We start from the raw sequence: 12,499 nt of genomic DNA, 5'->3' as shown, positions 1-12,499 counted from the left end.
TGCTGGCCGGCCGCGAGTCCGCCGAGGAGTGGCTGACCGGCGCCGCCGGCGCGTGGGCGCGGGTCCGGGGTCTGGACGCTCCCGACTGCTCACTGTCGACGTCGGACCCGGCGGCGCTCCGCGATCTGAGGTCCGCCTTCGAGGCACTGATCGCCGCGGCGGAAAGCGGCGCGCCGGAGGACGGACACGGATCCGGCCGGACCGATCACGACATCGCGGTGCGGCTCGCACCCGACTCCCGGGGCCAGGTACGGATGGTCCCGGTCGGCCGGGGACGTCAGTGGCTCGAATCGGCGCTCTGGTCGGAGACACTGCTCGCCCAGCGGGCCGGCGTCTGGTCCCGGCTGAAGCTGTGCCGCGGCGCCGGGTGCCGCTCGGCCTTCTACGACATGTCACGCAACAACAGCGGTGTCTGGCACGACGTACGCATCTGTGGCAACGCCGCCAATCTGCGCGCCTCGCGGGAGCGTAGACGGATGCGTGAGGACAGCGCGGACGGCACCTCCTGATCGGCGAGCGCCCGGAAGTGACCGGCGAGCGCTCTGGCCCGATCGGCGTGCGTCAACGGCCGGACCGCTCGGCGAGCGCCTCGGGTCAGACGGCCGAGGCCAGCCGGGCCGCGCGGATCATCAGATAGTCGCGCTCCGGAAGGCTGGTCGTACGACGCGCCGCCTCCCGGTAGTTCTCCACCGCGCCCTGCCGGTCGCCCGCCATCTCCAGCAGATGGGCACGGACCACCGACAGCCGGTGATTCCCGGTCGGACGGCCCTCCTTGTCGAGGGACTCCAGGATGCGGAGTCCGGCCTCCGGGCCACGCACCATCGCCACCGCCACCGCCCGGTTGAGCGAGACGACCGGATTGGCGCCGAGCTGCTCCAGCACTCCGTACAGCGCGAGGATCTGCGGCCAGTCGGTGTCCTCGGCCGTAGCCGCCTCGTCATGGACGGCTGCGATCGCCGCCTGGACCTGGTACGGACCGAGCGGCCCCCTGGGCAGGGTGGCCGTGATCAGCGCCGTACCCTCCTCGATCGCCCGTGTGTCCCAGCGGCCGCGGTCCTGCTCCGCCAGCGGGATCAGCTCACCGTCCGCGCCGGTGCGCGCCGCGCTTCTGGCGTGGGTGAGCAGCATCAGGGCCAGCAGGCCCGCGACCTCGCTGTCGTCCGGAAGCAGTTCATGGGCGGCCCTGGTCAGCCGGATCGCCTCCCGGGAGAGCTCGATCCGTTGCAGGTCGGGCCCCTCGCCGGCGGCATACCCCTCGTTGAAGATCAGATAGAGGACATGCAGCACGGCGTCCAGCCGGCGCCCGCGATCCTTGTCGTCCGGCATCAGGAACGGGATGCCCGACGTCCTGATCCGCTGCTTGGCCCGGCTGATCCGCTGTCCCATGGTCGCCTCGGGGACCATGAAGGCGCGGGCGATCTCGGTCGTCGTCAGACCGCCCACACAGCGCAGGGTCAGGGCGATCGCCGCCGTGGGTGACAGCGCGGGGTGGCAGCACAGGAAGAGCAGGATCAGCGAGTCGTCCCGGTCCGCCGGCGCGTCGCTGTCGGCGGGCGGCGCCGACCGCCGGTCGGCGGGCACCTGCCGGGCCACCAGGCCCTCACGGCTGCGCCGCGCCTGCTCACTCCGTATCCGCTCGGTCATACGGCGGCTCGCGACCTGGATCAGCCAGCCGCGCGGATTGCCGGGCACACCCTCGTGGGGCCATTGGGCCGCCGCCGCCAGCAGCGCCTCCTGTACGGCGTCCTCGGCGGCGCCGAAGTCTCCGTACCGGCGGGTGAGCACGCCGACGACCTGCGGCGCCAGGGTGCGCAGCAGGTCCTCGGCGGACGTGTCCCCGCGACCGGATCCCGGACCGGTGAACCGCCCGGTGGCCGGGCCGTCGGCCGGGGCGACCGCCTGAGCGGCGGCCGGGCCCGTTCGCGGATCCGCCGGTCGACCGGTGTGGGGAATCGGATCAGTCAGTGCTCACATCTCCTCGGGCGGTCCCGCCATCACCTGGCGGACCTCGATCGGCATGTTCAGCGGCTTGCCGCCGGGGCCAGGAGCCGTGGACACATGCGCGGCCAGCTCCACCGCCCGCTCGGCGCTGTCACAGTCGACGATCCAGTACCCGGCCAGGAACTCCTTCGTCTCAGGATAGGGACCCTCGGTGACAATGGGCGCCCCGCCGCCTCCGGCCCGTACGATCCTGGCCTGGTCGGGCCCCGCCAGCCCCTGCGCCGTCACCAGCTCGCCCGCCTCGGCGAACTTCGTGTTGGTGTCGCGCATGAAGGCGAAATGGGCCTGGATCTCCTCCGGTGCCCACTCCGTGATCGGCGGGAAGTCCGCTGTCTTCTCGCTGAACTGCATGAGCAGCATGTACTTCATGACCTTCTCCTCACTGTCGCGGCCCCCGCGGGGCGCTCTCATGGACAGGTAGAAGCACGCGCCGCGATTTCGACATCCTCGACGAGGACGCTCCGAGATTTCCCGGAAAAAGCCGACGCGATCTCCGTGGCCCGCTCGTCGCGGTACGGGCCGCTCCTACGGGACCATGCCGCCATGGCTCACGATCACACACAGGTACGGGAATTCTTCGGTGCCCGGGCGGCCGGCTGGGACACCCGTTTCGCGGGCGACGGTCCCGCCTACGCCGCGGCCGTCGCCGACCTCGGGCTGCGTCCTGGCGGCGCGGTCCTGGACGCGGGCTGCGGGACGGGACGCGCGCTGGCACCTCTGCGGGCCGCCGTGGGCCCGTACGGCACGGTGCTGGGCCTCGATCTGACCCCGGAGATGCTGGCGGAGGCCGTACGGGCCGGGCGCGGCCGGAGCGGGCGGCTGCTGCTCGCCGATGTGGCCCGGCTGCCGCTGCGCCCGCGCTCGCTGGACGCGGTGTTCGGCGCGGGGCTGATCTCCCACCTTCCGCGGCCCGTGGAGAATCTGCGCGAGCTGGCCAGGGTGGTGCGCACCGGCGGCCGGCTGGCGCTGTTCCATCCCCTCGGCCGCGCCGCGCTGGCCGCCCGGCAGGGACGGCGGATCACGGACGACGATCTGCGGGCCGAGAACCGGCTGCGTCCTTTGCTGGCGGATTCCGGCTGGCGGCTGGAGTCGTACACCGATGAGGACTCCCGCTTTCTGGCCCTGGCGGTCCGGCAGGACTGATCCGGCCGCGCACGCTCACGGGCGGGCGGGCAGGCGCGCGCGGGCGGGCGGGAAGGCAGGCGGGCAGGCGCGCCAGGAGTGCGCGGGGCTTCTCGGCACGGGCTGCTTCCGGACTCTCGACGTCCGGGTCGCCCACTGGCTAGGGTGCGCCGACAACGGATCGGATGGGGAGGTGCCGTGGCCGGAACGGACGACTCCATGGACGACGACCCGCTGTTTGTGCTGACCGCCGCCCTGCTCACCCCCGCTCAGTTCCCCGCCGTGCTCGGCGACGACTATCCGCAGGCCTGTGCGGCGCTCGGGCTGGAGCCCTACGACCGGGGATACGGCCTGGTCATGGGCCAGGACCGGGTAGGCGCCCGCTGGACGGTGGTGGTGGACGACGTCTCGCTGGTCGCCGTCGCGATCGCCTCCTGGGACTGCGGTATCGCGTACGACCTGTCACCCGGGGAACGGACCGTGGTCCGCGCACTGCCCGGCTGGCCGCTCGCCCTGTCCGTACGGGCCCCCGGCCTGCCCGCCCCGCACGATCCCGGCCCCGAGCCGGGGCCCGGCTCCGAGGAGGACCCCGGGAGCAGGCCGGTGGACGGGAGCGGAAGCGGAAGCGGGAACGAAGACAGCTCCTGGCGTCCGCTCACGCCGCCCGACACCGACGGCTGGGGCCCGGCCCGGCGCCGGCTCGGCGCGGACGAGATCGCCCTTCAGTGGGCGATGTGGCGGGAGCGGCTCGCCGGAGCGGTGGCCGCGGCCCCGGGCACCGAGGACAGCGGCCCGGAGTCCTCGGGCCCCTCGCATCAGGGAGTGCGGCGCGTACTGAAGGAACTGCACTCCTATGTGGAAACGGCTCCGCCGCTCGGCCGGGTGCGCTCCAGCTTCGCCCCGGGCGAGGCCAGGACACTGCGCGCCGACGGCCCCGGCTGGTCGTTCGTCGCCAGGACCGACGACATGGCGTTCGTGCTGCTGGACGAGGAGCCGGGCGAGATCCTGCCGGTCGGCCGTGGCGCCGAACTGCCCGCGCTTCTCACCGCGCTCGACAGGATGGCCGTACGTCCGGCCTGACCGCTCGCACGGTCAGGCCGTCCTCGTACCCGGTCGGGCCGTCGCCGTCGGCCGCGTCCCGTCGGCTCAGCGGCCTATCTCCTTACGGCTGATCCTGCGCAGCCTGCGACGCTGCGACGGGTCCAGCATCAGATACGCGGCGGTGGGCACTCCGAGCACCACCAGCAGCGAGAACCAGAATCCGATCAGCGGCCACAGAAGAAGGCCTACGGCCACTCCCCCAATGGTGATCTTCGTCCTTGTCGACATCGACGCCTCCTTCGCGGCACGGGCCGCTTCTGCTCGATGAACGCTCACCGGGCCCGGCCAGTTCCACTATGCGCCCGAGCGCAGCGGTTCGCCGACATGATGCATATGGCCGAGCGCCTGCCGGTACGACTCGATCAGGCCGGTCTCGGTGTACGGAACGCCCAGCGCGAGGCAGTGCGCACGGACCAAGGGCTGGGCGAGCCTCAGATGGGGACGGGGCATGCTCGGGAAGAGATGGTGCTCGATCTGGTAGTTCAGCCCGCCCAGGAACCAGTCCGTGAGCATGCCGCCCCGCACATTGCGCGAGGTGAGGACCTGTCGGCGCAGATGGCCCCAGCCCTCGCTGTTCTCCGGGTCGGGCATCTCCATGCCCTTGTGGTTGGGCGCGAACGCCATCCCCAGATGGAGACCGAGGAGCATCTGGTGGATCAGCGCGAACACGACGGCCTGGCCGACGGTCATGGTGGTCAGCAGCAACGTGACATAGGCGGCGACATGGGCCGTGAGCAGCAGGCCTTCCACCACACGCTTACGGGCGGGCATGCCGTCGTCCTCCGGCCCGGAGGATCCGGTGAAGACGGCCCGGAAGCCGTACACCTTGAGGGCGATGCCCTCCAGAGTGGTGAGCGGGAAGAACAGCCAGGCCTGGTGACGGGTCAGCCAGCGGCGCAGACCGGAACGGCCGGCCGTCTGGTGCTGCGTGAAGACAAGGATGTCGGCGGCGACATCCGGGTCCTTGTCGATGTGGTTGGGGTTGGCGTGGTGCCTGTTGTGCTTGTCGTTCCACCACTCCTGGCTCATTCCGAGCAGCAGATTGGCGTGGACGAGCTGCACCAGCCGGCCCCTGCCACGGTCGGCGGTGATCTGGGAGTGCCCCGCGTCATGGCCGACGAACGCCATCCGTGCCGATACGACGGCCAGCAGCGGCGCGAGGAGCAGCGTCCACCAGGAGGGGCCGAGAAGCGCCATTCCTGTGATGATGGCGCCCAGAAAGACGAAGTTGACAGTGATGCCCCGGGCATACCAGGCGACCCGGCGCTCCAGCAGGCCCTGCTCCCTCACCGTCCGCAGCAGGGGCGCGAAGTCGCTGCCGCCCGCGCGGCCGACGACGGGGTCGGGTATGGGCTCCGCGATGGGGGCGATGGCGGCTTGGGGCATGTCGGTCTCCGGTCTGTAGGCCGATGTCCAGCGGGGGAAAGGTCGCGCAGACTGCGCTGACCTCTTGCAACGTACGGGGAGGGAACGCCGGCGGCCATGAGGCCACCACCCGGAAGAGGTGGAGGCTGTCAGGGGGTCGACGGTGGTGCTGGCTACACCCCGCCGACCAGGCGTGAGTCAGGTCACGGTGGCGCCGCTCCCGCGTGGCTTCGCGGTGAGGTACCCTCGGCGGCTCCGACCCGCAGTAGTCAAACTTGAGGAATGCGTCTTCGCTGTGCACACGGTCCCCGCGGCAACGCCCTCCCGGATCTCCGAACTCGCCCGCTGCTCCACGGTCTTTCTTCCCGCGGACCCGGCCCGCACCGGCCGGATCGCCCACTGGCACCCGGACGGCGCGGAGCCGCCGTCCGCGCCGGGCTCCGTGCAGGAGCTGGCTGTCGTCGGCACCGATGGCCACCCTCTCACGGTCGGAGCGCTCCTGATGCCCGTAAGAGCCGCTCTTCCGCTGCTGACCAGGGCCCGTACGCGCGCGGACGCCTCGCCGTCGACGGCCTTCTGGGGCGCCGCGGCTCTGCTGGCACTGCAACTCGCGGCCGGTGGAAGGCTGTTGCCCGGACTCACCGGAACGGACCATGACGCGTGGCGGGCCGGGCCGCTGACCTCGGAGGATCTGGAGCGGATCCGTACGCTCGCCGCTTCGATGCCGCCCTCCGCCCATGCGGTCCCTCTCCGTACGGCATCGCCGGGACCGCTTCTCCTGCCCGCGCCCGAACGGCTGCTGCGGGACTTCCTCGACGCGGTCGTCGACGGGCTGCCCCGGACACCCGCCGCCGAACTCGCCGCCGCGGGGCCCGCTTTCGCCGCCATGCCGGCGAACCGGTTCCCCGGGCTGCGCGGCTGGGCCGCCGATGTGGCCGCGGGCCATGACACGGGCGTACGGCTCTCCCTCCGCGTCGAACTGCCCGGCCTCACCGACGCCCTGGTGCCGGACGCGGAGCCGGGAACCCGTAGCGGTGCGGATCCCGCCGCCGATGCCGGTGAGGGTGCCGATGACGGCGGGCGTGCGGACGGGGGTGCCGTTGACACGGCCGGCGTGGGCCTCGCCTTCCGGGCCGTGCTCCAGATGCACAGCGTCAGCGATCCCACGGTCGTCGCCGACGCCGGCGCCGTATGGTCGGGTACGGGATCCACCGGTACGGCCTTCGGCCCGCGCGCCCGGATGGACGCCCTGCTCGCCCTGCGCCGTGCGGCCCGCGCCTGGCCGCCGCTCGCGCCGCTGCTCTCTGCCGCAGTGCCGGACGCCGTCGAACTCGCTGACGAGGACATCACCGATCTGCTGGGCGAGGCGTCCACAGCGCTCGCCGCGACCGGCGTCCAGGTGCACTGGCCCAGGGAACTGGCCCGCACGCTGACGGCACGCGCGGTCATCGGCCCCGGCGGCCGGGCACAGAGCGACACCGACGGCGCGGGCCGGGAGGAGGGCCGGAAGGAGGGCGATCGCCAGGACGGGAACATCGGGAACGACGGGAAGGACGGCCAGGACGGCCAGGACGATCGGAGTGGCTTCTCCCGTACCGGTACCGATCTGCCCGCCTTCCTCTCGGCCGACGCCCTGCTCTCCTTCAACTGGCACTTCGCGCTGGGCGATCAGCGGCTCACCCGCGCGGAGCTGGACCAACTCGCCGAGGCGAGCCGTCCCGTGGTCCGGCTGCGCGGGCGGTGGGTGCTCATCGATCCCGCCGAGGCCCGGCGCGCCCGGCAGAGCCAGGACCGCAAGATCACCCCGCTCGATGCCCTCGGCGCCGTACTGACCGGCTCCACCGAGGTCGAGGGCCGCCGCGTCGAGGTGGCGGCCACCGGTTGGCTCGCCCGGCTGCGCGACCGTCTCGCCGATCCCGAGGGCACGGACGGCGACGAACAGCGGATCGGCCCGCCCGCGGCGCTCGCCGCGACGCTGCGCGACTACCAGCTCCGCGGTCTCAACTGGCTGCACCGTATGACCTCGCTCGGTCTCGGCGGCTGTCTCGCCGACGACATGGGTCTCGGCAAGACGATCACTCTTATCGCGCTCCATCTGCACCGGCAGACCGACGCCTCGGCCGCCGGGCCGACCCTGGTCGTCTGTCCGGCCTCGCTGATGGGCAACTGGCAGCGCGAGATCGAACGGTTCGCGCCCGGCACGCCCGTACGGCGCTTCCACGGCACCACACGTGATCTGGAGGCCCTGGAGGCGGGCGAGTTCGTGCTCACCACCTACGGCACGATGCGCGTGGACGCGGCCGGACTCGCCGGTGCCGAGTGGGGCATGGTCGTCGCCGACGAGGCGCAGCACATCAAGAATCCGTACTCGGCCACCGCCAAGGCGCTGCGTACGATCGGCGCCGGGGCGAGAGTCGCGCTCTCCGGCACTCCCGTGGAGAACAACCTCTCCGAGCTGTGGGCGATCCTCGACTGGACGACTCCCGGGCTGCTCGGCCGCCTCGGCACCTTCCGTGCGCGGTACGCGCGGTCGGTGGAGAGCGGTGACGACCCGGCGTCGGCCGAGCGGCTCGCCGCGCTCGTACGCCCGTTCCTGCTGCGCCGCCGCAAGTCCGACCCGGGCATCGCGCCGGAGCTGCCGCCCAAGACCGAGACCGACCGGGCCGTCTCCCTCACCGCCGAACAGGCCGGGCTGTACGAGGCGCTCGTACGCGAGACCCTCGCGGCGATCGCGGAGGCGGACGGCATGGAGCGGCGCGGACTGATCGTCAAACTGCTGACCGGGCTCAAGCAGATCTGCAACCATCCCGCGCAGTTCCTCAAGGAGGAGTCGCCACGGATCGCGGACCGCTCGGGAAAGCTGGACCTGCTGGACGAACTGCTCGGCACCATCCTGGCCGAGGGCGCGAGTGTGCTGGTCTTCACGCAGTACGTACAGATGGCGCGGCTGCTCGAACAGCATCTCGCGGCGCGCGGTGTGCCCACGCTGTTTCTGCACGGCGGTACACCGGTTCCCGAACGTGAGGCGATGGTGGACCGCTTCCAGAACGGTGAAGTGCCGGTCTTTCTGCTGTCGTTGAGGGCGGCGGGCACCGGGCTCAGCCTCACCAGGGCCGAGCATGTCGTCCACTTCGACCGCTGGTGGAATCCCGCCGTGGAGGCGCAGGCGACGGACCGCGCGTACCGCATCGGACAGGACCGGCCCGTACAGGTGCACCGGATGATCACCGAAGGCACGATCGAGGACCGGATCGCCGGCATGCTCGCCCGCAAACAGGCGCTGGCCGACGCCGTGCTCGGTTCCGGCGAGGCGGCCCTGACCGAACTGACCGACGCCGAGCTGGCGGATCTGGTGGAGCTGCGAGGGAGCGCGCGATGAGCGGCACGAACGGCGGGCGTGGCGGGGACAGTTGGGGCGACGAAGACGGCGGGCGCGGCGGGGACGGTGTCGAGCGCACCTTCGCCGCCCAGGCACCCGCGCGTGGCCGTGGTTTCGCCCACACCTGGTGGGGCAGGGCCTGGCTGAAGGCTCTGGAGGAGACCGCGCTCGACGGCGCGCCGCTGGCGAAGGGCCGCAGACATGCCCGCGAGGGCGCGGTGGGAGCCGTGACCGTACGGCCGGGCAGGATCACCGCGGTCGTACAGGACCGGGACGGCACCACGTACCGCAGCGATGTGCTGTTGCAGCGGCTGAGCGAGGAGGAGTGGGACCGCTTCCTGGACATGGCGGTGGACCGGGCGGGCCATATCGCGGCGTTGCTCGACCGGGAGATGCCACCGCACCTGGTCGAGGACGCGGCGGCGGCCGGAGTCGAACTGCTGCCAGGTATCGGCGACCTGGAACCGGAGTGCGGCTGCGAGGCATGGGACCACTGCGCGCATTCGGCGGCGCTCTGCTACCGGATGGCCGGACTGCTGGACCAGGATCCGTTCGTTCTGCTGCTGATCCGTGGCAGGAGCGAGCGCCGGCTCCTCGACGAGCTGCAAGTGCGCAGTGTCGCGCGGGCCTCGCGGGCCGCCGGTACGAAGGCGGAGGCGGAGGCACCGGACACGGAGGAGACGACCGCCGACGCGATGGGTGTGTCCGCCGTGACGGCCTTCGCGGCACGGGACATCCTGCCGCCGCTGCCCGCTCCCCCGCCCATACCGCGGGAGCCGGGACAGCCTCCGGCCCTGGACACCGGGACGGAGCCGTCGGTCGCCGACCCGTCGTCCGGGACCGGCGCGTCGTCCGGGGTGGATGTGGACGCGCTGGAGCTCCTGGCCGCGGACGCGGCGGCGCGAGCACTGCGCATGCTCTCGGACGCGCTGGCGCCCGATCATGAACAGCAGCCGCTGGAAGTTGAATTGACGCTCCATCAGGACAGTGTCCGGCTCGCGGCGACGACATCGGACACCCGTCTGCTGGCGCGGCTCGCCGCCGGTACCGGCCGGCAGCGCGCGGAGCTGGACCTCGCCGTACGCGCCTGGCGCTTCGGAGGCGCGGCGGCCCTCGCCGTACTGGAGGGCGGGGGGACGCCGGAGCCGGAGGCCCTCGCGCGTGCGCAAGCGGCGCTCGACACCGCCTGGGAGGACGGGAGACGGCCACGGCTACGGGCCATGGGCGCGGGCCGCTGGTCCGTCGCCGACGCGTCGGCACAACTGCGGTACGGCGACGACGGACGCTGGTGGCCCTACCGGAAGGAACACGGCCGCTGGGCCCCGGCCGGCCCGGCCGGCCACGATCCGGCGGCGGCCCTGGCGGAGGTGCTGAACGAGGGCCGAGAAGAGGACTGAGACGAGGAGTGAGACGAGGAGTGAGGGAGGGCCGAGGGAGAGGCGGCCCGGGCGGCCCGCAAGCGGCCCCGGCCGTAACCGCTTCCGTGCGTGTGCGTGGCCGCCGTACGGTGAGGGCCGCTCGTCTCCGCCGACCGAGAACGGGAGCAGCCCGCCCATGAGTGACCCGAGGATCCTGACCGTACGTCCCGAGAAGGGCGAGTACGCCTGGACGTTCGGCGGCGCGCCGCCCGTCGCCCGTATCACCCCGGGTACCGTCCTGGACCTGTTCACCGAGGACTGCTTCGCCGGGCGCGTACGGTCCGAGAAGGACCTGGTCTCCGAGGTCTGCGAGTTCCCTTTCCTCAATCCGCAGACCGGACCCTTCCATGTCGAGGGCGCGGAGCCCGGTGACACGGTCGCCGTGCACTTCGTCTCGATCCGGCCCGCCCGCGACTGGGCCGCGTCGACGACCGTGCCGCTCTTCGGCGCGCTCACCTCCACCCGTTCGACGGCCACGCTTCAGCCGCCGCTCCCGGAAGTCGTCTGGATGTGGCAGCTCGACCGGGCACGTGGCACCTGTCTGTTCAGCGCTCGCGACAGCGATGTCGAGATCGAACTGCCGATGGACCCGATGCACGGCACGGTCGGGGTGGCCCCGGCCAATCTGGAGGTACGTTCCGCTCTCGTTCCCGACGCGCACGGCGGAAACATGGACACACCCGAGATGCGGACCGGCGTCACCTGCTATCTCGGGGTCAACGTCGAGGGCGCACTGCTCAGTCTGGGCGACGGGCACGCCCGCCAGGGCGAGGGCGAGACCTGTGGGGTCGCCGTCGAGTGCGCCATGAACACGGTGGTGATCGTCGAACTGCTCAAGGGGGTCGCGACGCCCTGGCCGCGCATCGAGTCCGACACGCACATCATGTCGACCGGTTCGGCCCGGCCGCTGGAGGACGCCTTCCGTATATCCCAGCTCGATCTGGTCCAGTGGCTGAACCGCGACTACGGACTGTCGGAGCTGGACGCGTATCAGCTCGTCAGCCAGGCCGGTGAGGCTCCGCTCGCCAATGTCTGCGACACCAACTACACATGTGTGGCGAAGATTCGCAAGGAGTGGCTGCCCGCCGGTGAACCGCATCGCGGGCTGCACCGGCATCTGCGCGAGACGGCGGCCGTGCTGCCGACGGGCTGACCCGGCCGTCGCGTGCGGGCGGTCGCGTACCAGCCGTCATATGCCGGCGCCGGCCGTCACGCCGAACCTGCGGGACGGACACAGCGGCGACCGGCGGCCGACAGGCGGCCGACAGGACGCTTGCCGGGCGGTGTCGCCGGGGTGACGATGGTCGGGTCCGGCCCGTCCGACCGGGGAGGCCGTGTTGTCCGAGACCTGGGTGGCCCTCGAAGGTGGCGCCGATCCGGCCGAGCGCCGTGGCGTACTGCGCCGGGCGCACGAGTCGTTCGCGACCGCGGGCCGGGTCGAGCGGCCCGTACGCTCGGTGGTCGCCGCCTCGTGGCGGCGTTCCGCCCGCGCAAGGGTGAGCCCCGAGGGCACGGCGAGCGTCGAGTTGACCGACGACGGACTCGCCGCGTACCGCGACGCGCACCCTCTCTCCCGGATGATGCCGCTGTTCCGTGAGCTGATGGGCGCGTACGCCATGGACGGCGAACATCTGATGGCGGTGTGCGACGCGCACGGCAGACTCCTGTGGGTCGAGGGGCACAGGGCGGCGCGGCTGCGGGCGGACCGGATGAACTTCGTCCCGGGAGCCCGCTGGTCGGAGGCCGTGGCGGGAACGAACGCGCCGGGCACCGCGATCGCCGTGGACCGGCCCGTACAGGTCTTCGCCGCCGAGCACTTCCAGCGGCCCGCCCATCCCTGGACCTGTGCGGCGGCGCCCGTCCACGATCCCTGCACGGGACGGCTGTTGGGCGCCGTGGACATCACCGGCGGGGACCGGCTGGCTCATCCGCACAGTCTGGCCTTCGTCGGCGCGGTCGCGCGGGCCGCCGAATCGCAGCTCGCGTTGCTCGCACCGCCGCCCGCCGCGGGCTCCTTACGGCTCTCCGCGCTGGGCCTGCGGCTCAGCCTCACCTTGCGGCCGGCCGTCATCAGCAGCGCCTCGTCGCGGCCCAGCGCGGAGAGCCGTAAGGA

11 protein-coding genes are annotated in these 12,499 nt (G+C 72.2%); 7 read left to right on the top strand and 4 right to left on the bottom strand.

Translation table 11 applies throughout. The features are described from left to right. Positions 1 to 509: CGNR zinc finger domain-containing protein (locus tag BFF77_RS37030; protein ID WP_066952734.1), on the top strand; the 509-nt coding region annotated here is incomplete at its 5' end. A gap of 85 nt (positions 510 to 594) precedes the next feature. Here BFF77_RS37030 and BFF77_RS22405 read toward each other — a convergent pair. Continuing rightward, a complete protein-coding gene (locus tag BFF77_RS22405) occupies positions 595 to 1,818 on the bottom strand; it encodes an RNA polymerase sigma factor (protein WP_066952732.1) in 1,224 nt (407 codons plus the stop codon). Positions 1,819 to 1,968: 150 nt separating this feature from the next. Further along, positions 1,969 to 2,370 carry a YciI family protein gene (locus BFF77_RS22400; RefSeq protein WP_066952730.1) on the bottom strand — a complete coding sequence of 134 codons (402 nt, stop codon included), beginning with the start codon at positions 2,368 to 2,370 and terminating at the stop codon, positions 1,969 to 1,971. Between the two features lie 174 nt (positions 2,371 to 2,544). Between BFF77_RS22400 and BFF77_RS22395 the strand changes: the two genes are divergently transcribed. Both BFF77_RS22395 and BFF77_RS22390 read left to right on the top strand, forming a co-directional pair. Continuing rightward, positions 2,545 to 3,144, top strand: a complete 600-nt coding sequence (locus BFF77_RS22395) for a class I SAM-dependent methyltransferase (RefSeq protein ID WP_066952728.1) — start codon at positions 2,545 to 2,547, stop codon at positions 3,142 to 3,144. A 177-nt stretch (positions 3,145 to 3,321) separates the two neighbouring features. Further along, a complete protein-coding gene (locus BFF77_RS22390; protein ID WP_066952726.1) occupies positions 3,322 to 4,203 on the top strand; it encodes a hypothetical protein in 882 nt (293 codons plus the stop codon). Between the two features lie 66 nt (positions 4,204 to 4,269). Here the strand turns inward: BFF77_RS22390 and BFF77_RS22385 are convergent, their stop codons facing one another. Both BFF77_RS22385 and BFF77_RS22380 read right to left on the bottom strand, forming a co-directional pair. Then, the gene (locus BFF77_RS22385) at positions 4,270 to 4,452 is read right to left on the bottom strand and encodes a hypothetical protein (RefSeq protein ID WP_066952724.1); all 183 of its coding nucleotides are present in this window, start codon (positions 4,450 to 4,452) and stop codon (positions 4,270 to 4,272) included. A 66-nt stretch (positions 4,453 to 4,518) separates the two neighbouring features. Then, positions 4,519 to 5,610 carry a fatty acid desaturase family protein gene (locus BFF77_RS22380; protein WP_066952721.1) on the bottom strand — a complete coding sequence of 364 codons (1,092 nt, stop codon included), beginning with the start codon at positions 5,608 to 5,610 and terminating at the stop codon, positions 4,519 to 4,521. Positions 5,611 to 5,884: 274 nt separating this feature from the next. On the opposite strand from BFF77_RS22380, the gene BFF77_RS22375 reads away from it, so the two are divergent. From BFF77_RS22375 to BFF77_RS22360, 4 genes are all read left to right on the top strand, one after another. Next, entirely contained in the window at positions 5,885 to 8,968 is a 3,084-nt protein-coding gene (locus BFF77_RS22375) for a DEAD/DEAH box helicase (protein WP_066952718.1), read from the top strand. Then, the gene (locus BFF77_RS22370; protein ID WP_066952716.1) at positions 8,965 to 10,365 is read left to right on the top strand and encodes an SWF or SNF family helicase; all 1,401 of its coding nucleotides are present in this window, start codon (positions 8,965 to 8,967) and stop codon (positions 10,363 to 10,365) included. Before BFF77_RS22375 ends, BFF77_RS22370 begins: the two co-directional genes overlap by 4 nt. 157 nt (positions 10,366 to 10,522) lie before the next feature. Further along, complete coding sequence (locus BFF77_RS22365) at positions 10,523 to 11,539, top strand: acetamidase/formamidase family protein (RefSeq protein WP_066952714.1); 1,017 nt, start codon at positions 10,523 to 10,525, stop codon at positions 11,537 to 11,539. 184 nt (positions 11,540 to 11,723) lie between these two features. Next, a partial coding sequence (locus BFF77_RS22360) for a GAF domain-containing protein (RefSeq protein ID WP_141698490.1) occupies positions 11,724 to 12,499 on the top strand: 776 nt, incomplete at its 3' end.

This window comes from Streptomyces lushanensis, assembly GCF_001700515.1.
Lineage (GTDB): Bacteria > Actinomycetota > Actinomycetes > Streptomycetales > Streptomycetaceae > Streptomyces > Streptomyces lushanensis.
This window is presented reverse-complemented; position numbering and strand designations above follow the sequence as displayed.